The 25,301-nt window shown below is 57.5% G+C and carries 23 protein-coding genes and 1 riboswitch; of the genes, 4 read left to right on the top strand and 19 right to left on the bottom strand.

What is annotated here, in order from left to right; translation table 11 throughout:
• The first annotated feature begins 77 nt into the window (after positions 1-77).
• Entirely contained in the window at positions 78-1,343 is a 1,266-nt protein-coding gene (locus C0U40_RS06285; protein WP_145991896.1) for a PQQ-binding-like beta-propeller repeat protein, read from the top strand.
• 63 nt (positions 1,344-1,406) lie between these two features.
• Positions 1,407-2,900, top strand: a complete 1,494-nt coding sequence (gene der, locus C0U40_RS06280) for a ribosome biogenesis GTPase Der (RefSeq protein WP_101654926.1) — start codon at positions 1,407-1,409, stop codon at positions 2,898-2,900.
• Between the two features lie 64 nt (positions 2,901-2,964).
• On the opposite strand, the gene C0U40_RS06275 is transcribed toward der, so the two are convergent.
• From C0U40_RS06275 to pyrC, 12 genes are all read right to left on the bottom strand, one after another.
• Positions 2,965-4,329 (bottom strand): sulfatase, encoded by a 1,365-nt coding sequence (locus C0U40_RS06275; protein WP_180957637.1) that lies wholly within the window; start codon positions 4,327-4,329, stop codon positions 2,965-2,967.
• A gap of 4 nt (positions 4,330-4,333) precedes the next feature.
• On the bottom strand, positions 4,334-5,725 hold the full coding sequence (locus tag C0U40_RS06270; protein ID WP_180957636.1) for a sulfatase: 1,392 nt from the start codon (positions 5,723-5,725) through the stop codon (positions 4,334-4,336).
• Positions 5,726-5,827: 102 nt separating this feature from the next.
• Positions 5,828-6,472: an SDR family NAD(P)-dependent oxidoreductase gene (locus C0U40_RS06265; RefSeq protein ID WP_101654923.1), complete on the bottom strand. Its 645-nt coding sequence runs from the start codon at positions 6,470-6,472 to the stop codon at positions 5,828-5,830.
• A 3-nt stretch (positions 6,473-6,475) separates the two neighbouring features.
• Positions 6,476-7,948, bottom strand: coding sequence for an amidophosphoribosyltransferase (gene purF / locus C0U40_RS06260; RefSeq protein WP_101654922.1), 1,473 nt, complete (start codon positions 7,946-7,948; stop codon positions 6,476-6,478).
• Positions 7,949-8,144: 196 nt separating this feature from the next.
• Positions 8,145-8,768: a CvpA family protein gene (locus tag C0U40_RS06255; protein ID WP_101654921.1), complete on the bottom strand. Its 624-nt coding sequence runs from the start codon at positions 8,766-8,768 to the stop codon at positions 8,145-8,147.
• A 13-nt stretch (positions 8,769-8,781) separates the two neighbouring features.
• Positions 8,782-10,155, bottom strand: a complete 1,374-nt coding sequence (gene radA, locus C0U40_RS06250) for a DNA repair protein RadA (RefSeq protein WP_101654920.1) — start codon at positions 10,153-10,155, stop codon at positions 8,782-8,784.
• 31 nt (positions 10,156-10,186) lie between these two features.
• Positions 10,187-10,630, bottom strand: a complete 444-nt coding sequence (locus C0U40_RS06245) for a paraquat-inducible protein A (protein ID WP_101654919.1) — start codon at positions 10,628-10,630, stop codon at positions 10,187-10,189.
• 53 nt (positions 10,631-10,683) lie between these two features.
• Positions 10,684-11,430, bottom strand: a complete 747-nt coding sequence (locus C0U40_RS06240; RefSeq protein ID WP_101654918.1) for an ABC transporter ATP-binding protein — start codon at positions 11,428-11,430, stop codon at positions 10,684-10,686.
• Complete coding sequence (locus C0U40_RS06235; RefSeq protein ID WP_101654917.1) at positions 11,427-12,221, bottom strand: MlaE family ABC transporter permease; 795 nt, start codon at positions 12,219-12,221, stop codon at positions 11,427-11,429. Before C0U40_RS06235 ends, C0U40_RS06240 begins: the two co-directional genes overlap by 4 nt.
• 75 nt (positions 12,222-12,296) lie before the next feature.
• The gene (alr, locus tag C0U40_RS06230) at positions 12,297-13,334 is read right to left on the bottom strand and encodes an alanine racemase (RefSeq protein ID WP_101654916.1); all 1,038 of its coding nucleotides are present in this window, start codon (positions 13,332-13,334) and stop codon (positions 12,297-12,299) included.
• 116 nt (positions 13,335-13,450) lie between these two features.
• Positions 13,451-14,953, bottom strand: a complete 1,503-nt coding sequence (locus C0U40_RS06225; RefSeq protein ID WP_101654915.1) for a replicative DNA helicase — start codon at positions 14,951-14,953, stop codon at positions 13,451-13,453.
• A gap of 447 nt (positions 14,954-15,400) precedes the next feature.
• A complete protein-coding gene (gene pyrC / locus C0U40_RS06220; RefSeq protein WP_101654914.1) occupies positions 15,401-16,438 on the bottom strand; it encodes a dihydroorotase in 1,038 nt (345 codons plus the stop codon).
• 185 nt (positions 16,439-16,623) lie between these two features.
• Positions 16,624-16,743, top strand: a riboswitch (FMN riboswitch).
• Positions 16,744-16,818: 75 nt separating this feature from the next.
• On the opposite strand from pyrC, the gene C0U40_RS06215 reads away from it, so the two are divergent.
• Positions 16,819-17,238, top strand: coding sequence for a 6,7-dimethyl-8-ribityllumazine synthase (locus C0U40_RS06215; RefSeq protein ID WP_101654913.1), 420 nt, complete (start codon positions 16,819-16,821; stop codon positions 17,236-17,238).
• A 22-nt stretch (positions 17,239-17,260) separates the two neighbouring features.
• Here the strand turns inward: C0U40_RS06215 and C0U40_RS06210 are convergent, their stop codons facing one another.
• From C0U40_RS06210 to C0U40_RS06185, 6 genes are all read right to left on the bottom strand, one after another.
• Positions 17,261-17,794, bottom strand: a complete 534-nt coding sequence (locus tag C0U40_RS06210) for a DsbE family thiol:disulfide interchange protein (protein ID WP_101654912.1) — start codon at positions 17,792-17,794, stop codon at positions 17,261-17,263.
• Positions 17,791-17,943, bottom strand: a complete 153-nt coding sequence (gene ccmD, locus C0U40_RS06205; RefSeq protein WP_101654911.1) for a heme exporter protein CcmD — start codon at positions 17,941-17,943, stop codon at positions 17,791-17,793. Before ccmD ends, C0U40_RS06210 begins: the two co-directional genes overlap by 4 nt.
• Complete coding sequence (locus C0U40_RS06200) at positions 17,940-18,668, bottom strand: heme ABC transporter permease (RefSeq protein WP_101654910.1); 729 nt, start codon at positions 18,666-18,668, stop codon at positions 17,940-17,942. The genes ccmD and C0U40_RS06200 overlap by 4 nt, the downstream gene beginning before the upstream one ends.
• A 94-nt stretch (positions 18,669-18,762) precedes the next feature.
• Entirely contained in the window at positions 18,763-19,419 is a 657-nt protein-coding gene (ccmB, locus tag C0U40_RS06195) for a heme exporter protein CcmB (protein WP_101654909.1), read from the bottom strand.
• A complete protein-coding gene (ccmA, locus tag C0U40_RS06190) occupies positions 19,419-20,045 on the bottom strand; it encodes a heme ABC exporter ATP-binding protein CcmA (RefSeq protein ID WP_101654908.1) in 627 nt (208 codons plus the stop codon). The genes ccmB and ccmA overlap by 1 nt, the downstream gene beginning before the upstream one ends.
• A gap of 54 nt (positions 20,046-20,099) precedes the next feature.
• Positions 20,100-21,083 (bottom strand): zinc transporter ZntB, encoded by a 984-nt coding sequence (locus C0U40_RS06185; protein WP_101654907.1) that lies wholly within the window; start codon positions 21,081-21,083, stop codon positions 20,100-20,102.
• Between the two features lie 257 nt (positions 21,084-21,340).
• On the opposite strand from C0U40_RS06185, the gene acnA reads away from it, so the two are divergent.
• Positions 21,341-24,121, top strand: a complete 2,781-nt coding sequence (acnA, locus tag C0U40_RS06180) for an aconitate hydratase AcnA (protein WP_101654906.1) — start codon at positions 21,341-21,343, stop codon at positions 24,119-24,121.
• Positions 24,122-24,220: 99 nt separating this feature from the next.
• On the opposite strand, the gene C0U40_RS06175 is transcribed toward acnA, so the two are convergent.
• Complete coding sequence (locus C0U40_RS06175) at positions 24,221-25,234, bottom strand: 2-dehydropantoate 2-reductase (protein ID WP_101654905.1); 1,014 nt, start codon at positions 25,232-25,234, stop codon at positions 24,221-24,223.
• Between the last annotated feature and the right edge of the window lie 67 nt (positions 25,235-25,301).

The following is a 25,301-nucleotide window of genomic DNA, read 5'->3' as shown; positions in this document are numbered from 1 at the left end:
TAAGCAGTCGTAAATTAACAGCAACAAGCAAAATCGGACGTGCCCTGACGGTATCTCTGTTGCTTGGAACCGCGCTCGTGGCTTGTTCCCAACAGGAACCACCCCTGCCAGGGGAGCGTCTTGACCTGCGTGAACCGTTCCTTCCCGAAGGTGCAGAAGCCGAAACTGTGCGCGTCGACAAACTCGCACTACAGTCGCCAGCGGTTAACAGTGAATGGACCCATCGCAATGGCTCTGCCCAGCATCTGATCCGCCATCCTGCTCTCGGGCGTAGCCTGTCGCGGGTTTGGAGTGTCGGAATCGGCGCAGGCAACAGCCGCAAGAATGCCATCACGGCGAGTCCTGTCGTTGGCGGCGGTCGCGTGTATACAATGGATTCAGCCGGTTCCTTACAAGCTTTCAGTCTGACCGGCCAACCCCTGTGGTCCCGCGATCTTACCCCCCCGAACGAGAAAAAAGGCGAAGTGTCCGGTGGTGGTGTGGTTTATGCCAACGGTCTGCTGGCGGTTACGACTGGCCATGGCGAAGTTATTCTGGCGGATGCGACCTCAGGTGATATCCGTTGGCGTCACCAAATGACCGGCGCCATATCCAGTGATCCGCTGATCGTGAACGATGTGGTTGTGGCCGTTGCACGCAACAACGTGGCAATCGGACTGGATATTTCAAACGGGCGCCTGCTCTGGCAACAGATCAGTCCGGGCGACACCTCCGGCATCGCCGGGGCAGGGGCTCCTGCTGCTTCCGGTAAACTGGCGGTTCTGCCCTTCGCATCGGGTGAAATCGTGGGCGCAGTGACCAGCAACGGGCTGCGGGCATGGACAGCAACTGTTACCGGAAGCAATAAGGGGCAGGCCCGTAATCTTGTTTCCGACATTTCCGGTGATCCGGTGATCGACGGCACAACACTTTATGTTGCAAACCAGTCCGGTCGTCTTGCGGCCCTTGACCGTCGCTCAGGCGACAGGCTCTGGACTGCAAAAGACGGCTCCTATTCTCCGGTCTGGCCAGCGGGTGGCGCAATCTTCATGATTACCGACAGGTTTGCGGTCAAACGCTTGAATGCTTCGGACGGAACCGAGGTATGGTCTGCGGAACTCCCTGATTTCAAACAGGAACGGGACCGCCGCAAGAGAGCAACCTATGCCTATTTCGGGCCGGTTCTGGCGGGCGGACAGCTTTGGGTCGCGGGGAGCGACGGGCTGTTGCGCAGCTACAATCCGGTGGATGGTGCGCTGACCGGAACTGTAGAAATTCCCGGTGGTGCGGCCTCCCAACCGGCTGTTGCAGGCGGCAAATTCTACATCTTCTCGGCCAATGGCCAGTTGCACGCCTATCAATAAGCCTTTCCAAGAGGGTTGTGATCCGTTAGAGCGCGGTTTCAACCCATACACAGGTTTCTAGTTATGTCTTTTACGCTGGCCATAGTCGGGCGTCCCAACGTTGGTAAATCCACCCTGTTCAACCGTCTGGTTGGACGCAAACTCGCGCTGGTTGACGACCAGCCGGGGGTCACCCGCGACTTGCGCGAGGGCGATGCCCGCCTTGGCCCGCTGCGCTTCACGGTGATCGACACTGCTGGTCTGGAAGAAGCCACCGACGAAAGCCTGCAAGGGCGGATGCGGATGCTGACCGAACGGGCTGTCGAAATGGCCGACATCTGTCTGTTCATGATGGATGCCCGTGCTGGTGTTATGCCTGCGGATCAGGTGTTCGCCGAAATCCTGCGCAAGAAATCCGCGCGGGTGATCCTTGCGGCGAACAAGGCCGAAGGCAAAGCCGGTGAAACCGGTTATTACGATGCGTTTTCCCTTGGTCTTGGCGAACCTGTGCAGTTGTCTGCCGAACACGGCGAAGGCATGGACGATCTGCTGCGGATGCTGGAACCGCTGGCCAAGGAATTTGAAGACCGCCAGATCGAACCGGAAACCGATGTGGATGTCTCTGACGAGCATGAGGATTTCGAGGATGAGGATGTGGAAATCACCTATTCCGCCTCCAAACCCCTGCAAATCGCTGTCGTCGGCCGCCCGAACGCGGGTAAATCCACGCTGATCAACAAAATTCTCGGTCAGGACAAACTGCTGACCGGTCCCGAAGCGGGCATCACCCGCGATGCGATTTCAACCAATGCCAACTGGGACGGTATTCCGTTCCGGATCTGGGATACAGCTGGTATGCGCAAGCGGGCCAAAGTGCAGGAAAAGCTGGAAAAGCTATCCGTCTCCGATGGTTTGCGCGCGGTCAAATTTTCGGAAGTCGTGGTTGTTCTGCTTGATGTAGACATCCCGTTTGAACAGCAGGACCTGCGTATCGCCGATCTTGCTGAACGGGAAGGCCGCGCTGTTGTGGTTGCGGTGAACAAATGGGATCTGGAAGACGACAAACAGGCCAAACTGAAGGAACTGCGCGAAAGCTTCACCCGTCTGCTGCCCCAATTGCGCGGCGCACCGATGGTGACGGTTTCTGCACGCACCGGCAAGGGGCTGGATCGTCTGCACGCCGCAATCCTGAGCGCGCATAGAGTTTGGAACCGCAGGATCAGTACTGCACGCCTGAACCGCTGGCTGACTGGCATGCTAGAGGCGCATCCGCCGCCCGCACCGGGCGGTCGCCGCATCCGCCTGCGCTACATGACACAGGTTAAGACCAGACCGCCGAGCTTTGTGATTATGTGTTCGCATCCCGATCTGGTGCCTGAAAGCTATAACCGATATCTTATCAACGGTTTGCGGGCTGATCTTAATATGCCGGGAACGCCCATCCGTCTGTTCATGCGCAGCCAGTCGGACAAGAATCCGTATCGGGACAAGAAAGAAAAGAAAGTGACCAAGCTGAACAAGCACACCGAAGGTCGCTATCGCAAAGAGGCTGGACGGGGCGTCAAACCCAAGTCCTAAACCGGCTTCTTCTGGGTGAAAATATCCCCGCCGGAGGCTTCCGAACTCTCGGGCTCCGGCGGGATCAGTTGGCAGGCTCTGCCATGTCCTCGGGCAGTAGCGCCATAAACTCTTCGCGTAGTGCCAGCGCACGAGCCGTTCCGGTGCCTCCGGCCAGCAGGTTGTCATGCTCGAACGGATCGCTGCGGTGATCGTAAAGCTCTTCCGAACCGTCCCAGTAGAAAATATAGCGATGTGTACGGCTGCGCAGGGATAGCGCGGTTTGTGCCAGCCCCTCCTTGCTCTGCTGCGTCCAGACCGACCCTGCATACCCGCGCATCGCCGCAGTTTCACCTCTCAGCAGCGGCAGCAGGTTCTGACCGGAAAACTGCGGCACAGGAGGCTGCCCCGCCACCGCCATCAGCGTCGGGGCAATATCAATCAGCGACACCGGCTCGTCGTAGCGTCCTGCTGCAATCTCCGGTCCGGCGATCATCAAGGGCACCCGCAGGGCACGCTCCCAAAGGGTGAATTTGTGAAAGGCCAGCTTTTCGCCCAATTGGTAGCCGTGATCGGACCACAACAGCAGGGTTGTATTCTCCCACAGACCCGTTTCGTCCATATGGTCCAGTACACGTCCAAGCAGGTAATCCGCATAGGCGACAGAGGCGAGATAGGCTTTAAGAAAATCCTGATACTCACCCGTGCGGCTGACGATGCGGCGGAACTGCGCACGGCTGTTGGCATAGGCTTTGCCAGCGGCGGAAAGTCCTGATTGGGGCGCTTCTGCCGTTGGGTTAAAGCTGTTCTGTCCCAGCCCCGGTGGATTGGCCACTGTGTCGGGCAACATATCAAAAAACCGCTGCGGCACCACGAAGGGCAGGTGCGGGCGGTAGAGCCCCAAGGCCCAGAACTGCCCCTGGCTGCCGCGCTTCATCTGCGCAATCATCGCGCCGGTGTTTGCATCGTCGTACAGATCATCGCCATCGGGAATGGCCCCGAAGTCTATGGAGGGGCCGAACTTGCCGGTTTTCGCAAGGCGGCTGATTGGCGGGAAGAGTTCGGAATTGCTTTGGGGGAAACTGTCCCAATCTTCATAATCGAACTGGGGTTTGTTGACATGGAATACCTTTCCAAGCCCGTGAGTTTCAAACCCCGCCGTGCGCATCCGTCCGATCAAAGAGAGCCGTTTGCCCTTTGGGTAATGGTGATGCCACTTGTGCTTATTCTCATAAACGCCTGTTTCCCAAGGGTTTTGCCCGAACAGCGCTGCGGTTCTTGCGGGGGAGCACGCAGGCGCCGGACTATAGGCCTTAGTGAAAACGGCGGCGCGTTTTGCCAGCCGTGACAGGTTCGGCGTTATCGCATCCGGATGCCCGCCAAGGGGTTCGATCCAGTCGTTCAAATCCTCGATCGAGAACAGCAGGATATTCTGGTGCGGCTTATCCACGAGATTATCCACGATGGGCGGTCTGGGAAACGGGGATGGCAAAATCCTCGGGCAGCATCAACTGGTGGGCCTCACGCACAGCGGCAAGTTCGGGGTCCTTGGCCGCAGTGGGATCGGCCAGCAGGTTCACATGCTCAAACGGGTCGCTGCGATGGTCGTAAAGCTCCTCTCCGCCATCCCAGTAGAGGATATAGCGATGGCTGCGGGATCGCACCGACATCGCCAGTTTCGGGCTGTCGGTCTTGAACTCGCGCCCCCAGACCGCAACGGCATTGCCCCGCATGTTTGCATTGGTATGGTCCATAACAGGAGAAAGATCCTGCCCTTCAAACTGCTCCGGCAGGGGCAGCCCTGCGCGGGCAAACAGGGTGGGGGCGATGTCACACAGGGAGACGGGTTCGTGTACGTCACCCGCTTCAATTCCGGCCCCTGCGAACATCAACGGAACGCGCAAGGCCCGCTCCCAAAGCGTGAACTTGCGGAAGGCCAGTTTCTCGCCCAATTGCCAACCGTGATCGGACCAGAGCACCACCAGCGTATCATCCCACAGATTACAGGCATCCATCCGGTCAAGCACCTTGCCCAGCAATTCATCCGCGTAATTGATTGAGGCGAGATAGGCTTTCAGCAGGTCTTTATACTCGTTGTTGCGGCCCAATATCCGGCGCAACATGGCGGAATCATTGGCGATCATCTTGCCTGAATCCGGCAGCGGATCGTGCAGCGAGGTGTTGGCCGGATCAAACCGGTTCAGACCTAACCCCGGCGGATCGGTGATAACCTCCGGGAAGCGGTCGAAATACTTCTGCTGCACCAGAAACGGCAGGTGCGGCCGATACAGTCCCAGCGCCCAGAACTGTCCCGTTGCTTGGGGTTGCAGCCGTTCTACGAGCCAGTCGGTGTTGTGGTCGTCATATTGCAGGTGCCCTTCTTCCAAAGGGCCGAAATCCGTATAAATCCCCACCTTACCGGATTTCCGGGTCTTGCTGACCGGATCAAAGCCTTCAATCTGGATGTCGTTGTAACTGGTCCAGTCGCTGTGGTCGAAATGCTTTGGTGCTACGTGGAAAACCTTCCCTGCGCCGTGGGTTTCGAAACCGGCATCGCGGAACCGCCCGACAAGCGAACTCCGCGTGCCCGGTTCGAAGAAGTCGTGCCATTTGTGGTTGTTGGCATAGACACCGGTAGACCACGGATGCCGCCCAAACAGGGTAGAGGTGCGGCTGGGCGAACAGGCAGGCGCTTCGGCATAGGCGTTCTGGAAGACCTGCGCACGGGCGGCAAGACGGGTCAGATTCGGGGTGATCGTGTCCGGATGGCCGCCCAGCGGCTCTACCCAGTCGTTCAAATCCTCGATCGAAAGGAAGAGGATATTTTTAACTTTTGATGTGCTCACGACCTTGCCTGCGGACTGTTTTTTCACAGTCTGCTGGAAACCGGCTCGAAAGGGAAGAGGGTTTGCCCCCGCGTTGCAGCCGGTCGGTTCAGTTGACGTGGATCAGAGCAGACTGACGAGCCTTGCGGCTTCTGTGGCGCAGGGTGTCAGCGCATCACGGTCTTCGCCCGGATAAAAGCGCGCCCGTGTGGCTGTTGGCATTGGGGCAGGTTCAAAACCGATGACCTTGCGGCCCCGCGATGCGCCCTCGGCCGCCCAACTGTCAAACAGGGCCTTTTGTGCGGCTTTGGATGCCCCATAGGCCGCGAAAAATTTCTCTCCGGCGCGGGGATCAACACAATGAACAGCGGTCCCTTTGCGGGCCTCCAGCAGGGGATCAACGTTCACGATCAGCTGCTGCGCCATTCGCACGTTGGTATTGAAGGTATTGTCCCAGTCTTTTTGCGCGGCGTGGTTCGCTGGCGACAGGGGCGGCGCGTGGTTGATGCAATGCACCCAGAGATCCAGACCGGCCCAGCGTTCGTGAATGGAGATACACAGGCGTTTGACAGCCTCTTCATCCTTCACGTCCAGAGGAACAAGCGTGCTTGTGCCGCCCTTTGCCTGAATGCGATCATCCAGTTCTTCCAGCGCGCCTGTGGTGCGCGCCAGTGCGATGACATGGTGCCCCTTCGCAGCCAGAGCTTCAGCCGTAGCAGCGCCCAGCCCGCGCGATGCGCCGGTAACAAGAGAAATAGCTTGGGTCACGTCTTACTCCGCCGCTTTCATAAGAAAGCCGTTTTCAATCTGGTCTACGGGCTTGATCGGATACTCTCCGCTGAAACAAGCATCGCAATAGGCCGGCGAATCCTTGTCCCGTCCGGTTTCAACGCCGCATGCACGATAAAGCCCGTCCAGAGTGACAAATTTCAGCGACGCCACGCCGAGATGATGGCGCATTTCCTCTTCGCTCATGGTCGCGGCCAGCAGTTTTTCCCGTTGCGGTGTGTCTACCCCGTAAAAGCAGGGCCAAGCAGTAGGGGGCGAGGCAATGCGGAAGTGGACTTCGGCAGCACCTGCATCCAGAATCATTTCCTTGATCTTGCGCGACGTGGTGCCCCGAACAACCGAGTCATCGACCAGAATGACCCGTTTGCCCTTTATCAGGGCGCGGTTCACGTTCAGCTTCAGACGTACACCCATATTGCGGATCTGCTCTGTCGGTTCAATAAAGGTGCGGCCCATATACTGGTTGCGCACGATCCCCATTGCATAGGGAATACCGCTTTCCTGAGAATAGCCGATGGCCGCAGGTGTGCCGGAATCCGGTACAGGACAGACCAGATCGGCTTCGACCGGTGATTCCTTGGCAAGTTCGACACCGATGCGGCGACGGGTCTCGTAAACGGACTGGCCGCCAAGGATGCTGTCAGGACGGGAGAAATAAACGTGCTCGAAGATACAGGGGCGTGATTTGGCCTTCTCGAAAGGATAGGAACTCTCGATGCCATTGGCAGAGGCGATGATCATTTCGCCCGGTTCCACTTCGCGGATGAATTCCGCCCCTATGATGTCAAGCGCACAGGTCTCGGACGACAGTACCCAACCGTCTGCAAGTTTTCCAAGCACCAGCGGACGCACACCCAGTGCATCACGCACACCGATCAGTTTGGTGCGGGTTTGTGCAATAACCGAAAACGCCCCTTCAACACGGCGCAGTGCGTCTTTCAGACGTTCGGGCAGCGTGGATTGGTAGGAGCGTGCGATCAGGTGGATGATACATTCGCTGTCAGAGGAGGACTGGAAGATCGATCCGCGCGAGATCAGTTCCTTGCGCAGGGAATCCGCATTGGTCAGGTTGCCATTATGGGCGATTGCGCAACCGCCAAGGGAAAACTCCCCAAAGAAGGGCTGCACATCGCGGATCGCGGTTTGGCCTTTGGAACCGGATGTGGAGTAGCGCACGTGCCCGATGGAATTCGATCCGGGCAGGGTTTCCATCAGGGATGCTTTGGTAAAGTTGTCGCGCACATAACCGAAGCGGCGGGCGCTGTTGAAGCCGTGTTCGGGATCGTACGCAACGATACCGCCAGCTTCCTGCCCGCGATGTTGCAGGGCGTGCAGCCCGAGGGCGACAAAATTAGCAGCGTCTTGAACGCCGATCACGCCGAATACGCCACACTCCTCTTTCAGTTTGTCGTCGTCAAAAGGATGGGAGAGAAACGGCTTGGTCTGACTCAGCATGGGGAGATTCCGAGATTGGCAGCAGGTAGGCAGGGTATAACCTGCAAGCCGCGTAACGTCTATGGCTGAGTGTTCATCAAATTGTCATACCTAATGTCGCAGTACCGGCCGGCCTGACAAAAGAAAACGCGCGCCGGAATATCCAAAGCGCGCGTTTAAAAACTGGGTGTCAGAACCGGAAAAACCGGCCCTGTTTTCAGGTTTCAGAGCTTTCGTCTGTCGCTGGCGGTGTGGTGATTCCGGTATCGGACGGGCCATCGGAAACACCACCACAGGTGCCAACAAAGGCTTCGTAACGGTCTTGCAGCCATGTTGGAACTTCGGTGGGGAGCATTTCGGCCAGACGCGCCTGACTGTCAGAGAGCACCGCGCGGGATTTGCTGTTTTCCACGATTTCAAGGCGGTCGCCCGCTGGGAAGATATTGTCATAGAGGATGAAGGCAATCAGGACCAGCAACAGCCCCCGTGCAACGCCAAAGAGGAAACCGATGCCCTGATCGACACCGCCGATAGCAGACTGCTGCACCATGCCCGAAAACAGCGGCGTAAAGATCGACACCACAATCAGTGCCACTGCAAAAATGATCGCAAAGGCAACAATCAGGGACAGCACACATGATCCGCCGATAATGTCGGAGACAACGGGAATTTCCTTAACCAGAGGTTCCACCTGCGGTGTGAGGACATAGGCCACCACAGCGGCGATGATCCAACCTGCAATGGACAGGACTTCGCGAACAAAGCCGCGGGAATAGGCCAGAATGGCCGAAATTAGAACAACAACAGCAACGCCGCCGTCTACCAGTGTGAAACCTTCCATGGTATCCTCTTCTTCAGGCCTCTATGTCGCCAAAGCAATCGGCGATAAATGTAGCCACATCATTCACTTTTTTTAACGTCATGCCAGATGTGCTGGCAAGTTTCATGCGGGATGGCGCAAACGCGCCACTAAAGCCGAGTTTGACCGCTTCCTTCAGGCGGGCCTCGGCCTGAGAGATCGGGCGCAATCCACCCGAGAGGCTGATTTCGCCAAAAATAACCAGATCGGCCGGAAGGCTGGTGTCCTGACGGGCCGATATCAGCGCTGCTGCAACGGCAAGATCGGCAGCTGGTTCGCTGATGCGCATTCCGCCAGCCACGTTGAGATATACGTCCATCCCCGCAAAGGACAATCCTGCGCGGGATTCCAGCACCGCCAAAATCATCGACAGGCGGCCACTGTCCCAGCCCACAACGGTGCGCCGCGCATTGGCCAGAGCGGATTGTGCCACAAGTGCCTGAATTTCCACCAGCAACGGCCGAGTGCCTTCGATACCGGCAAACACCACCGAACCGGGGGCCGGTTTTTCGCGATCGGACAGAAACAGCGCTGAAGGGTTGGTGACTTCTTCCAGACCGGCACCGGTCATCTGGAACACCCCGATTTCATCTGCCGGACCAAAGCGGTTTTTTACAGCGCGCAGGATGCGGAACTGGTGGCCCCGTTCGCCTTCAAAATAGAGGACGGTATCGACCATATGTTCCACAACGCGGGGACCGGCAATCTGTCCCTCTTTGGTGACATGACCTACAAGGATCACCGCAACGCCGCGGCTCTTGGCAAATGTAGTCAGTTCATGGGCAACAGCGCGGACCTGCGAAACAGACCCAGGAGCGCTGTCAATATGATCGGCCCACATGGTCTGGATCGAGTCTATCACCACAAGATCGGGTTTTTCCGCTTCCAGTGTGGTCAGGATATCCCGCAGGTTGGTTTCAGAGGCCAGTTGCACCGGCGCCTTGGTCAGGCCCAGCCTTTGGGCCCGCATGCGGATCTGGCTGGCGGCTTCCTCGCCCGAGACGTAGATCGCCTTTTTGCCTGTCATGGCGAACCGTGCGGTGGCCTGTAGCAGGAGGGTGGACTTACCGATCCCGGGATCGCCGCCCACAAGAATAGCAGAGGCCGGAACAAGCCCGCCACCCAGCACACGGTCCAGTTCCTCTATGCCACAATGGGCGCGGGGGAGTGGGGCGTCTTTGGTGGTAAGGTCGGAAAGTTCGATCCGGCGGCCTTTGGTGGCGCCGATGGTTTTGCCTTTCGGACCGGCGGCCAGAGGTGCCTGTTCCTGAATGGAATTCCATTCACCGCAAGCATCACAGCGCCCCGCCCATTTCTTATGGGAGGCACCACAGGCAGAGCAGGAAAAAGCGAGAGATTGTTTGGCCATAGGCGCAGATAGGCCAAAGCGGGTGGCAGGATCAAGCTCTTTGATCGGGGACCGGCGTTTTGTCGATCAGGGTAATGGCGTAAGAGCCGAGCACGCAGGCGGTGAACAGGTACAAGCCCCAACCCGTTTCCAGACGGCCAACGCCAATTCCTTTCGCGGCAACGATATAGATTGCGATCAGGAAAACATCAGCCATGGCCAGACGGCCAAGCGTTGTCAGGACAGGTTTGAGGCGGCGCGACATCAGGTTGAACTGGATCAAGGCGGTCCCGATCACCTTGGCCAGCGGCGCTACGAGCGCGAGGAAAGTGACCAGAAGCGCGATGAACACGTCCTTTTCCCAAAGCGCCTGAAGACCGGAAATGACACTGATTTCATCAAGCGCAAAGAACGGCAGCAATCCCGCCCTCAGCAGCGGTGCAAACCATGCGACGGGGAAGAGGATCAGAAGGCAGAGGTTGGCGGCTTTGAGCATCGGGGCCACAGGGGGCTGGGAAAGGGTGAGTATTTTAGGAACATTGAAGCGGTTTAGCGCACGGCCTCTATCGGGCCTTCGGCGCGGGCGTTGATGAACTGGTCGAGATAGGGATCGCCGCTGTTGTCCATATCGGCCACGGGGCCGGTCCACTGAACCACCCCTTCGTGGAGCATGGCGACTTTATCTGCGATGGCGCGGACCGAGGACATATCATGGGTGATGGTCATGGCGGTTGCGCCCATTTCCACGACGATCTCGCGGATCAGCTCGTTAATTACGCCGGACATGATCGGGTCGAGTCCGGTGGTGGGTTCGTCAAAGAAAATAATATCGGGTTCCGCTGCAATCGCGCGGGCCAGACCCACGCGTTTTTGCATGCCGCCCGAAAGTTCGGCAGGAAACTGGTCTGCCACTTCGGGTTTCAGCCCGACACGGCGCAGTTTTTCGATGGCCACATCGCGCGCGTCCTTCTTTGACAGCTTGCCCTTGCCGCGCAGCAGGCGGAAGGCGACGTTCTGCCAGACCGAAAGGCTGTCAAACAGCGCACCGCCCTGAAACAACATGCCGAACTGGGCCAGAAACGCATCGCGGTCGCCCTCGGTTGTATCTGCGCCATTCACAAGGATCTGGCCGCTGTCCGGTTGCACCAGACCAAGCACGGATTTCAGCGCAACCGATTTTCCTGTGCCCGATCCGCCGATGATCACCATGCTTTCGCCCTGTTCTATGGTGAGGTTAACACCGCGCAGGACATGGTTGTTTCCAAAGGATTTTTTGACGTTGATAAGCTGTATCATGAGGTGAAGAATATCTCTGTCAGGAGGTAGTTGGCGGCAAGGATCAGCACGCTGGCGCTGACCACGGCGTTGGTTGTGGCGCGGCCGACACCCTGTGCACCGCGGCCCGAGTTATAGCCGTGATAGCAGCCCATCAGCGCCACGATGAACCCGAAAGCAGCGGCTTTGACCAGACCGGAAAAAATGTCTTCAAATTCCAGAAAGCTCCAGGTGTTGTTGATATAGGTCGCGGCGTTGAAACCGAGTCGCTGTGTGCCCACCAGAAATCCGCCCATTATGCCGATGACATCGCCAATGAAAGCAAGGATCGGCATGGCGATTGTGGCGGCGAGCACGCGTGGCACCACCAGATATTTCATCGGATTGGTGGACAGAGTGGTCAGCGCGTCGATCTGTTCGGTCACACGCATCGTGCCAAGTTCAGCGGCAATAGAGGACGAGACCCGCCCCGCAACCATCAAGCCGCTCAGCACGGGGCCGAGTTCACGCACCATGGCGATTGCAACAACGGAAGGCACCACAGCCTCGGCGCTGAAACGGGCGCCACCCGAGTAAATCTGCAAGGCCAGAGCGCCGCCGGTGAACAGGGCGGTAAGCCCGACAACCGGCAGGGAGAAATAACCGATATTCAACAACTGCCGGCCAAATTCCGCCAGATAGAACGGCGGGCGCAGCAGGTGGCTGACGGTCAGAACGGCAAACAGGGCAATGCGGCCAATAGCGGCGCATAGCCCGAGCACAGACCGCCCGATGCTGCCCAGAAAGGCGTCAAGGAATGTAAGTGCCTGCATAATCTACCCTTTTTTGCGGTGTTAACCGGAGTCAGGCCGCTAAGCCAGCCGGTTTCGCGATTCCGAGACGCTGTTTCACCCCTTGTAGACGCGATTGTAACGCGCGCCAAGGGAGGTGAGGATTTCATAGCCGATGGTGCCAGCGGCATCTGCGAGATGATCCACGGTCTGGATATCGTTCAACAGGTCAAGATGATCGGGAACTGTGTCAAGCTCTGTAACATCAACGGTGATCAGATCCATCGACACGCGGCCGATCAGCGGGCAGGGGGTGTCGCCGGCGTAAAGGTTCAGATTGCCGTTGCCGATGGCGCGGATCAGCCCGTCCGCATAGCCAGAAGCAATCGTGGCGACCTTGCTGTCACGCGTTGCCGTCCAGTTCGCGCCGTAGCCTACGGTTTCGCCTTTGATAACGTTGCGGGTTTGAATGACGGGGATCGACAGGCCGACCACCGCTTTGGCATCACTGAAAGGTTCGCCGCCGTACAACCCGACACCTGGTCGGTTCAGGTCGAAATGGTAGTCGGCCCCAAGCAGAGTGCCGCCGGTTGCCGACAGAGATCGACGGGCGGTCAATCCTTCTGTCATTTCCCGAAAACACTCCAGTTGGGCCTTGTTCTGCGGATGATCCGGTTCATCGGCGCAGGCCAGATGGGACATGACCAGTTTCGGTCCCGCCGTTGCGATCTGCTCTCTCAGGCTGGCAAATTCTGCAGGTTCCATGCCAAGCCGGTTCATCCCTGAATCAAGCTGGATGCCGAATGCCTGTCCGTTGGGAAGAAACTCTTTAACCTGTTCAGGAGAGTTCAGAAGCGGGATCAGATTGTAGTTCTTTAGTAGGGCTGCATCATCGCCGCAACAGCCTGAAAACACGTAGATTTCGGCCTCTTTTCCGACAGAGTTCCGAACCGCGATCCCTTCTTCGGCCACAGCCACGAAAAAGGTTTTTACCCCGCCTTTGGCCAGTGCAGCGGAAACACGTCCTGCATCCAAACCATATCCGTCGGCTTTTACCACAGCCGCAGTTTCAACCGAAGCTGCCGAACAGGCGTCCAGTGCGCGCCAGTTTTCTACGAGATTGTTCAGATCGATTGTAAGTGTCGCTACAGCCATGACGTGTTCCTTCTGTCTTGAATTGTAGGGACACCAGAGCTTTGCAGAGGTCAAGTGGATTTATCGGCGCAGGCACATGGGTGAAAAGTGGATCGGGGACGCCCCGATCCTCAGTTTCAGTATTCTTCGTCGCGGTTGCCCTGCCATGGTTTGGCCAGATCGCTGAAACGGGTAAAGCGACCTTCGAACGCCAGATCGACCGAACCGATGGGGCCGTGACGTTGTTTGCCGATGATCACTTCGGCCTTGCCCATCAATTCTTCCATTTCGGCCTGCCATGTCATCATTTTTTCGGCTTCGTGTTCGGCCGGTTTTTCCCGTTCCTTATAGTATTCGCCACGATACACGAACATAACACAGTCCGCATCCTGCTCGATCGAGCCGGATTCCCGAAGGTCCGAGAGTTGGGGGCGTTTATCATCGCGGCTTTCCACCTGACGGGACAGCTGGGACAGCGCAATGACGGGGATGTCCAGTTCCTTGGCGATGGCTTTCATGCCCTGCGTGATCTCGGACACCTCGTTCACGCGGCTGTCCTTGGCTGTGGCAGGGCGCACAAGTTGCAGATAGTCGATAATCAGAACGTCCAGCCCGTGGGTCCGTTTCAGACGGCGGGCGCGGGCGGCAAGCTGGGAGATCGGCAGCGCGGCGGTGTCATCAATAAACAGCGGGCAGTTTTCAAGGCTTTTCGCAGCTTCCACAAACCGGCGGAATTCCTCTTCGGTCATATCACCGGCGCGGATTTTGTGAGATTCCACCTCGGATGCTTCGGAGAGAATACGGGCCGCGAGCTGTTCGGCGGACATCTCGAGAGAGTAGAACCCGACGACACCGCCTTCAACCGCGCCTTCTTTACCGTCCGGCAGGATACCCTTCTTGTAGGCCTTGGCGATATTATAGGCGATGTTTGTTGCAAGCGATGTTTTCCCCATGGAAGGGCGCCCTGCAAGGATCAGAAGGTCGGATTTATGCAACCCGCCGAGCTTGCTATCCATGTCGCGCAGACCGGTGGAAATCCCGGCAAGCCCGCCGTCCCGCTGATAGGCTGTGTTGGCCACATTCACCGCTTCGGTCACGGCCTTCAGGAAAGACTGGAAGCCGCTGTCTACGCTGCCTTGTTCCCCAAGCGCGTAAAGCCGTTGCTCGGCGGCGACGATTTGCTCTTTCGGTTCGTCATCAACGCTCATGGCAGTGGCTTTGGCGCTGATTTCCTCACCAATGGCGATCAGGTCACGGCGGATGGCCATGTCATAGATCATCTGCGCGTAATCCCGCGCGGCAAAGATCGACATGGATGCCCCTGCAAGGCGTACAAGATAGGCCGGACCACCCAGTTCGGCCAGCCCGGGATCATCTTCCAGAAATGCCTTGATCGTAACGGGGGAGGCGAGCGCGTTCTTCTGGATGCGCCGCGCGATAACCTCAAAGATGCGCCCGTGCACGGGATCGAAAAAATGGGTTTCATTTACCAGCGAAGCGACCCGGTCATAGACTTCGTTGTTCACAAGCAACGCCCCGAGCAGCGCCTGTTCCGCTTCGATTGAATGGGGTAGCGGGGTCGATTTTTCGCCTGAGTCAGGGGTCGGGCCGGGGTCCGGTATTGCTGCGATTCCGCTCATCTCGTCCTCTTTTTCTGATTGCCTGTAATGTGGTTTATCGGGCGGCAAATGGCAATCTGCAAAACGCTGTGGACAGCCTGTGGATAAGCCCGAAAAACCGTTGGAACGGCAGGGTTAAGCGAAGTTCTTCAGAACCGAAAAAAATTCGGGTTTAAAATGGTATAACACAAAATATAGTGGAAAACTTTTGCATCAATACAATTCATGCTAGGTTTCTCTTGTGAGGACGCGAATCGGGTGTGGATTGTCTGCGTGCAAATCCTCGTCTCGGTGATGCGTAAGCTGATCCGATTTTTGTGCGCCGGCCACCCAACATTGCTAATTTCGGTTAGACTCGGACTGTCGTTCTCTTAACTGCCTCATGACTGTCCTTCCCTCCGAGGTCGGCGGTCATTCATCAGGTGCACTTACCCGGCTGCTTTGGCAGCCGGGTTTTTTGTGTCAGGCTCAGGATGCGGACCAGTAAAGCGGAAAACCCGGATCAAACAGGGTGACAGGGCCTTCACCGGTTTCGATGGTTTTGGGATAGCTGACCGGAGAGTCCTGCTTGGTCAAAGTCAACGTCGCCTCGTTCACCGGCAGTTTGTAATAGGCCGGACCGTTGAGTGAGGCAAAAGCCTCCAGATTATCGAGCCGGTTTTCTTCTTCGAACACATGGGCAAGGCAGGCCATCGTGTTGGTGGCAGAAAACACGCCTGCACAGCCGCAATCGCAGAGTTTGTTCGGGTCGGTGTGAGGGGCGGAATCAGTACCAAGGAAGAACCGTTCGTCGCCGGAGGTAGCAGCGCGGCGCAGGGCAAGGCGGTGTTCTTCGCGTTTGGCCACGGGCAAGCAGTAGTAATGGGGTTTGATGCCCCCCACCAGCAGGTGGTTCCGGTTGATGATCAGGTGATGAGTGGTGATGGTACCGGCCAGATTTTCTTCTGCCTCGCTGATGTAATCAATCCCGTCACTGGTGGTCACATGCTCCATCACCACCCGCAGTTCCGGCAGGCGGCGGCGCAGAGGATCAAGTTTCGTGTCGATGAACACAGCCTCGCGGTCGAAAATATCCACATCCGCATCGGTGACTTCGCCGTGAACACACATGGGCACGCCGATCTCGGCCATTTTTTCCAGCACCGGCATCGCCTTGTTGATGTCTTTCACACCGGAGGCCGAATTTGTGGTGGCACCGGCGGGGTATAGTTTGACCGCGTGGATCAGACCGTCTGCAAAGGCGGCAGCCACATCATTTGGATCGGTGGTTTCTGTCAGATACAACGTCATCAGCGGCTGGAAGTCGCTGCCTGCAGGCAGGGCGCTAAGGATGCGCTCCTTATAGGCAGCGGCGTCTTTTGCGGTGACCACAGGGGGCACCAGATTCGGCATGACGATCGCACGGGCAAAATCGCGCGCGGTTTCGGGCAGAACGCCGCGCAACATATCCCCGTCGCGTAAATGCAGGTGCCAGTCGTCGGGGCGGCGGATGGTAAGGCTGGTCATGCGAGAATGCTCCTGTGTTGTTGCCTGCTGATACAAAACTCAACGGCGGGTGGGCAAGGAGTTTCGGGCGGTCGCGTTTTGATGCAGCGGGTCGGGTGAGTATTTTTGGAACATTGAAGGGTGTGAAAATGACGTAATGTCGGCATGTTTTGGCTTGTCTCGCCGCGCAGGGCTTGCTAGCGATTGCGTATTCTCAGGGCGGGGTGCAATTCCCCACCGGCGGTTACAGCCCGCGAGCCTGTCACAGGGCAGATACCGGTGAAATTCCGGAGCCGACGGTATAGTCCGGATGGAAGAGAATGGAGCTTTGTTCCCCTTTTGGGGGGGGCAGAGGTCTGAACGCTCTGGGTCTTGTCTTGTTGAAGGAAAGGATCAGAGCAATGACAAAACCCGCTAAAATAGCTTTTATCAAAGCCCGCTGGCATGCGGATATCGTAGACCGCGCTTACGAGGGATTTCTGGCAGAGATGCCGGATGCAGAAGTAAAACCCTTCGATGTGCCCGGTGCATTTGAGATGCCGTTTCTGGCCAAAAAACTGGCCGAGACAGGCGAATTTGATGCTGTCGTTGCAGCAGCACTGGTTGTGGACGGAGGTATCTACCGTCACGATTTCGTCGCCGCAGCGGTTGTGGATGGCCTGATGCGGGCCCAGATGGATACGGGTGTGCCGGTGTTTTCGGTCAGCCTTACACCCCATCACTATCAGGAAACAGCCGAGCACGAGGCGTTTTACAAAGCCCATTTCGTTAAAAAAGGTGCCGAGGCTGCAAGTGCGGTCAAATCGGTTCTGGCGATGTAAACCTTGCCAACGGGCGGCGCGCCTATTTGCGCGCTGCCTCCATAGCGGGGACCAGTCTTTCGCGGATTATGCGTTGCGTTACCGGACCGGCAGCGCGCATCAGGATGGTTCCGTCTGCGTCCAGCAGGAAAGTCTCCGGCACTCCGTAAACCCCCCATTCCAGTGCTGCGCGTCCGTCAACGGACGAAGTGCCCACATAGGGGTTTCCCAGTTCTTCAAGAAAGGCCAGCGCATTGGCGGGGTTGTCTTTGTAGTTCAGCCCGATCACCGGCATGCCGTTTGCGGCGAGTTCGGTCAGGTTCGGGTGTTCCACGCGGCAGGGGCCGCACCAGCTTGCCCAGAAGTTTACCAGCTTGAAGTCGCCGCTGCGCAGCATCTCTTCTGTTGCAGGGGGTAAATCGCCAAGCGCTTCGACTTGCAAGGGCGGGGCCTGTCTGCCGATCATTGTGGACGGCAGAGCATCCGGGTCGGTGCGGTTCAGCCCCAGCAGGAACGTTGCAGCAATAGAGAGGAAAAGCACGGGCGGCAGCACCACCCACGGAGAAATGCGGCTCATTTACGGGTCTTTCGTTCTGCGTCTTCCAGTATTTTACGCGCCTTTGCGGACTGGCGCAGGCTGATCACCACCAGCCCCCCCAGCAGCAGCAGTGCGATGGCATATGCCGAGAGCACATCGCTGGCGTATTTACCAAGATCGGGGATCATCTCGAGGCCTCCCTTGCGAGCACAGCGCGACTGCGCCGCAGTCGGATGTGCATCCGTGTGCGCAGCAATACCAGCGTTACAAACAGGGTGATAAAGCCGACAATGCAGACGAGCAGCGGGTAGTAATAACTGCCGTCAATCGGGCTTTCTTTGGTGGCGGTTAGCGTGGCGCCCTGATGCAGTCCCTGATTCCACAGGTTCACCGCATAGCGTGACAAAAGCGCGAAGACCGATCCGACCATGCACAGGATCGATGTCAGATCCGCGGCGGTGTCGTCATCTTCTACCGCCTGCCACAGGGCGAGATAGCCGAGATAAAACACAAAGAGGATCATGAAAGAAGTCAGTCGCGGATCCCACGCCCAGTAGGTGCCCCACATGGGTTTGCCCCAGATCGCACCGGTAAACAGGGCAATCAGCGTCATGGTGATGCCAATCGGCGCGGCAGCGCGGGCCGCCAGTGCCGAGACATGATGGCGGCGCACCAACCAGACCAGAGACGCCACCAGCATCATCAGCCAGATGTTAATCGCCATCAGTGCTGCTGGGACATGCAGGAAGATAATCTTGACGGTGGAGCCCTGTTTGAAATCATCTGCTGTGAAGAAAAATCCCCAGATCAGGCCCGTCAGCAGAAGGGCAGCCGAGAGCACGGTTGCAAACGGCAGGATGCGGCCCGAGAGAGCCATGAATTTAACCGGATTTGCATATTCCCAGAGCGACATAAGCGCTTATGTAACGGGTTTTCTCGACCCCGCCAATGGACATCGGGTCACAGGTTCGTAACTGTGTTTCGCTGGCTCAATCGGGACTGTGGGATCAACGCAAATTCGCCCGCAGCGCCATAGCGGCGGCAATCGGAATCAGGGCCAGCGTCAGCAAGGTCAGCCCGCCAAGCAGCGCCAGTGAGGCGACAGGGTTCTGGCCGCTCACCGCCCGTGTGACCACCTGCGCCCCGAGAATCAGCGTGGGGATATAAAGCGGCAGCACCAGCAGGGACAACAAAAGCCCGCCGCGCTTGATGCCGACTGTGATCGCTGCACCGAAGGTTCCAATGAACGACAGCGAAACCGTGCCCACTGCAAGGCTTGTCACGAGCCAGATATATCCCTCTGCGGGCAATCCCAGCAGATAGCCGAGTGGCGCGCTGGCCAGTGTCAGGGGCAGGCCGGTGGTGATCCAGTGGGCGGCGGCTTTGGCGCTGACCAGACCTGTCAGAGGGATCGGGGAGGTGGCGAGCGCCTCAAGCGTGCCATCTTCTGCGTCCAGCTGGAACACGCGGTCCAGTGACAGCAGGCAGGCCAACAATGCGCCGATCCACAAGATGCCGGGTGCAATGCGGGCTAGTACTGCACGGTCCGGTCCCACGCCGAAGGGGACAAACATAACAAGGATCAGGAAGAAGGCCAGTGCCAGACCGAATCCGCCGCCAGAGCGGACGGCTAGAAGGATGTCACGTCTGCATAGCGCCAGCATCAGTAGGACCCTTGCAAAAAGGGGTCGTCACTGGTTGTCGAACCATTGCCGGTCGGAGCTGCGAAATCCGCAACATTCAGGGTTTGCGCGCGCGGAAGGTCAAGGTCCAGATGGGTTGAGATAATGGCAATGCCACCGCTGCTGCAATGATCCGTCAGAATAGCGGTGAATCGGGCCACGTGATCCGCATCAAGGGCCGTCGTCGGTTCGTCCAGCAACCAGATCATGCGACCTGACACATGCAACCGCGCCAGGCCGAGACGGCGCTTCTGACCGGCAGACAGTGTGGCGGCAGGTCGTTCGGCCAGTTCGTCCAGATCAAAGCGTGTCAGTGTATCTTTCGGCGCGTTCTGATAGATACCCTGCCAGAAAGCCAAATTTTCCCTGACACTCAGTTGTGGCTTCACGGCGTCCAGATGGCCTGTATAGACAATGGCTTCGGGCGGCGCGGAAAGCCTGCCCTCCGGTGAGGGGCTCAATCCCGCAAGGGTCCGCAATAGAGTGGTTTTTCCGGCACCGTTCGGGCCGCGCAGGATCAGGCAATCACCAGCGTCGAGCGAAAAGGAGACCCCTTTCAGCACGCATCTTTGCCCGCGCAGGCAGTCTAGATCGGTGACTGTCATCATAGGCGAAGCCTTACGGGATTTGTTTGCGGTGGGGAAGGGACCAATGGGCGCAGGTTAAAGCAGGCCCCATTTGCGGAAGAGCCAGACCAGCAGTCCGCCCATGGCCACAAGACCTATTGTAACCAGAGCAAAGGCGCTGGGGTTTTCCGTGCCCGGAATGCCGCCGACGTTAATGCCAAGCAAGCCGGTGATCAGTCCGAGCGGCAGGAATATTGCCGCGACCGAGGACAGGATAAACATCTGGTGGTTCATGGTTTCAGAGCGTTTATCGAGTATCTGGTCATGCACAACCTGCGCACGGTCGCGGATGGCGTCGAGTTCTTCGGACAGAAGGGTAATGCGTTCAGTGGCTTCCCGCAGGCGAGCCAGATCGGCATCGGACAACCAGGTGAAATCTTCTATCAATAGGGTGGTCAGGGCATCCCGTTGCGGCATCATATAGCGGCGCAGGGTAATGGCCGTGCGCCGGATTTCCCCGAGATTGCCGCGGTCGGGCAGGGTGCCATCCTCCAGCAGCGTTTCTTCTATTCCGTCAAGCTGCTCGTTCAGTTCGGATACGGTCGGCTCGGCGCGGTCTGCCAGTCGCTGTGTCAGCCGCCCGAGGAAATCGCCCGGACTATGGGCTGTCAGTCCGTTGGTGGCATTGTCCTGTATATCCTCAAGCGCGCGCAGGCGGCGCTGCGCAAAGCTGATGACGCGGTGTTCGCTTACCCAGAGCCGGATCGAAACCATATCCTCTGCCCGCGCGCCTTCGTTCAGATTGACGCCCCGCAGGATTACCACAGCTTCATTGCCATGGGGGGTGCAGCGGGGGCGGGTATCTTCTGCGGTAATGGCGGCTTCGATAATGGGTGGCAGTCCGGCCTGTTCGAGCCAGGGCGCGGTAGCCGCGTCGCTGCGCACCAGATGCACCCAGAGAAAACCGGTTTCTGGTACGGATTTGGTCTCTGCCAAATCGACAGGCACAGCCCCGCCGCTGCCGTCAAACAGAAAAGCGCAACTGGTATGGGGGGCGGGGTGTTTGGGTCCTGTCGTCATCGGGCGAGTTTGCCCTGCAATCGGTAGGCTGTCATCCGAAAAAGCATGTTTTGCACAAGCCGTTTTCCTGTCCGTTCCGTGCCGGTCCGCACATAGCGGCAACGCAGTTTAGCCTTTATAAACTTGTGTAAATTTATCGGGTAATAGGGATCGGCGATTTATTGTGCACAATTGTATACCGACACCCTTGCAGGACTCAGTAAAATGGTGCATTGACGGGCCAGCCAGTTCTATTCATCCAGTTTCGGAGGACCAATATGACCGTATCCGTCGGCAACGATACCAGCAAAACCCGCAAAACCCTCAGTGTTGATGGCGTTTCTGTGGACTATTATTCGATTCCCGCGGCACAAGAAGCCGGTCTCGGGGATTTCACCAAGCTTCCAGCAGCATTGAAGGTTGTTCTGGAAAACATGCTGCGCTTTGAGGATGACGGTCGCACGGTTTCCGTGGACGACATCAAGGCATTTGCCAAATGGGGCGCGAACGGCGGTAAGAACCCTCGTGAGATCGCATACCGTCCGGCCCGTGTTCTGATGCAGGACTTTACAGGTGTTCCGGCTGTTGTGGATCTGGCTGCAATGCGCGACGGGATTGTGGCACTGGGCGGCGATGCCGAGCAGATCAACCCGTTGAACCCTGTTGATCTGGTCATTGACCACTCTGTGATGATTGACGAATTCGGCAACCCGAGGGCGTTCCAGATGAACGTGGACCGCGAGTACGAACGCAACATGGAACGCTACACATTCCTGAAATGGGGTCAAAGCGCCTTTGACAACTTCCGCGTTGTGCCACCGGGCACAGGTATCTGTCACCAGGTAAACCTCGAGTATCTGTCCCAGACAGTTTGGACAGACAAGGACCAGAACGGCGTTGAAGTTGCTTATCCGGACACGCTGGTTGGTACAGACAGCCACACCACCATGGTTAACGGTGCTGCTGTTCTGGGTTGGGGCGTTGGCGGCATCGAGGCCGAAGCAGCCATGCTCGGCCAGCCTATTTCCATGCTGATCCCTGAAGTGATCGGCTTTGAACTGACCGGCGCGATGGTTGAAGGCACAACAGGTACCGACCTTGTTCTCAAGGTTGTGGAAATGCTGCGCGAAAAAGGCGTGGTTGGCAAATTCGTGGAATTCTACGGTTCGGGTCTCGACAAACTACCACTGGCTGACCGTGCGACAATCGCCAACATGGCACCGGAATACGGCGCGACCTGCGGTTTCTTCCCGATCGACGCTGAAACCCTGCGCTACCTGCGCACAACAGGCCGCGACGAGGCCCGCATCAAGCTGGTTGAAGCCTATGCCAAGGAAAACGGCATGTGGCGCGACGAAAACTATGCGCCTGTTTACACGGACACGCTTTCTTTGGATATGGGAACAATCGTTCCTGCGATCTCCGGCCCGAAACGTCCGCAGGATTACATTGCACTGAACAAGGCGAGCAAGACTTTCTCTGAATATGTGAAGGGCGAGCGGACTGCAAAAGACACCAGCGAGCGGGCGGAAGTCCGTTGGGAAGGTGAGGGCGGACAGCCAGAACCGCGCGAGATTCCGGGCGATGAAGGCCATCACCAGCGCGGCTATGTTGCCACCGAAGACGGCAACTACCAACTGCACGACGGTTCCATCGTTATTGCCTCGATCACATCCTGTACCAACACATCCAACCCTTATGTGATGATCGGTGCCGGTCTGGTGGCGCGTAAGGCCCGTGAAAAAGGCCTGACCCGCAAGCCTTGGGTGAAAACATCGCTCGCACCGGGCAGCCAGGTGGTTTCGGCCTATCTGGAAGCCGCCAATCTGCAAGAAGATCTGGATGCCATCGGCTTTAACCTCGTGGGATACGGCTGTACGACCTGTATCGGCAACTCCGGTCCGCTTGAGCCTGAAATCTCCAAGGCCATCAACGATTATGATCTGATCGCCACGTCGATCCTGTCGGGCAACCGGAACTTTGAAGGGCGGATCAGCCCTGATGTGCGCGCCAACTATCTGGCCTCTCCTCCACTGGTTGTTGCCTACTCTCTGGTGGGTGACATGAATGTGGACATCACCACAGAAGTTCTGGGTCAGGACAAAGACGGCAATGACGTCTACCTAAAGGACATCTGGCCTTCCACACAGGAAGTTGCAGAACTGGTAGAGCAAACGGTGACACGCGAAGCCTTCCTTGAGAAATACGCTTCCGTATTCGAAGGTGACGAAAAGTGGCAGGGCGTGGAAACCACGGACAGCCTGACTTACGACTGGCCAGCGTCCTCCACCTACGTGCGCAACCCGCCGTATTTCCAAGGCATGTCCAAAGAGCCTGCGTCCGAGATCAGCAGCATCGAAGGGGCTAAGGTTCTGGCGTTGTTGGGTGATATGATCACCACCGACCACATCTCCCCTGCGGGTTCGTTCAAACAGTCCACACCGGCTGGTCAGTATCTGACAGACCATCAGGTGCCTGTGCGTGAATTCAACTCTTATGGCTCCCGTCGCGGGAACCACGAAGTGATGATGCGCGGCACTTTTGCCAACATCCGTATCAAAAACGAGATGCTGGACGGTGTTGAAGGCGGTTACACCAAAGGTGTCGATGGCGAACAAACCTCGATCTATGATGCGGCGATGGCCCATCAGGCCAACGGCACGCCGCTGGTGATCTTTGGCGGTGTTCAATACGGTGCCGGTTCCAGCCGTGACTGGGCGGCCAAAGGTACTGCGCTTCTTGGTGTGAAAGCTGTGATCGCCGAGAGCTTCGAGCGTATTCACCGCTCTAACTTGGTAGGGATGGGTGTTGTTCCGTTCGAATTCACTGGCGACGACACACGTAAATCACTTGGCCTGACCGGTGAGGAAACCGTTTCGATCAAAGGTCTGGAAACCGTGAAGCCTCTGCAAGAGGTTCTGTGCTCCATCACCTACCCGAACGGCGATGTGAAAGAGATTACACTGAAGTGCCGGATCGATACCGAAGTAGAAATCGACTACATCAAAAACGGTGGTGTTCTGCACTATGTTCTGCGCAATCTGGCAAAAACAGCCTGATTTCACTGACAAAGAATAAATGAAAAAGGCGCCCTCTGCGGCGCCTTTTTTGTGTTTCGGGGACGGGATTTGGATATTTGAACCAAAAAGAGCCGTGGCTTAGGACAAGACGGCGCGGCAGAGTTCTGGGCCGGAGAAGTATGTCTGACCACCGGCGCTGGCGCTGCGGACCAGTTCCACAAGTCTGGCGTTGACGGGCGCGAACTGGCCGGTTTCTGTCGCCAGATCGACAATTTCGCCGTTGATCGTGTCAATTTCCGTGGGTTTGCCAGCCGCCAGATCCTGCGCCATAGAGGTTTGTGATTGCGGATCGAGTTTTTGCAGACGCAGGGCAACAGTGTTGAACAGCCAGTCCGGAGCGCGCAACATCCGGACGATCTGACGTGCAGGCAGGGGGCCGGATTTTGCATGAACAACTTGCGCACCTTCGTAAACATCGAGTGCTTCTTGCAGGGCCGCAGCGTACACCAGTCGGTAGGGACGTTCGCGCAATTGGTGGTAAAGGGACTTGCCGGACAGCGCGTTTACCGGATTGTTCAGGTTGAGCAAAAGCTTCCCGTATTGCACCGCGCGAATGTCATCGCTCAGACGGATCTCCGGCGCGTTTGTGCCAAGGCTTGCGACCAGTTGTTCGGTTGCGGCGGTGCGTTCCAGAACAACCTCACCGACAGAGGAGCGCCGCAGAGTGGTTTCGCTGCTCCAGACCACGTTAAAGGGAACCATTCCAGCCGAAATACGCCAGTCGGGTAGTGCTGTTTCAAGCCTTCGGGCAGGGGCGATGCCGTTGAGCAGGCACAGAACAGGCGTCTCTGGCGTGCTGTGTTCGCGGATTTGAGTAATAGCTGCATTCAGCGCCGTTGCTTTGACCGTCACCACAATAAGGCCGGCCTTTGCCAGACACAGAGGATCTGTTGTGATCCTGGGGTTCTCGGACAGTTTTGCGCTGCTTAAACGGGGGCCGGATTCAATCTCGAAACCCGTTTTGGAAAGCGCCAGCAGCCTGTCCCGTCCGAGCAGGGTGACAGGCATTCCGGCACCGGCCCATTGCGCGCCCAGATAGCAGCCGATGGCGCCAGCGCCGAAAATTACCACAGGATGTTGGGTGGAGATCATGCCATCAGTCCAATGTTACGCCGGGTTTCCCTTACCCTAAGGCTGTTGCGACTTGCATCAATAGGGT

The organism is Neptunicoccus cionae, from assembly GCF_002860325.1.
Lineage (GTDB): Bacteria > Pseudomonadota > Alphaproteobacteria > Rhodobacterales > Rhodobacteraceae > Amylibacter > Amylibacter lutimaris.
The sequence above is the reverse complement of the archived record's forward strand: the minus strand, read 5'-3'. Positions and strand labels throughout refer to the sequence as shown.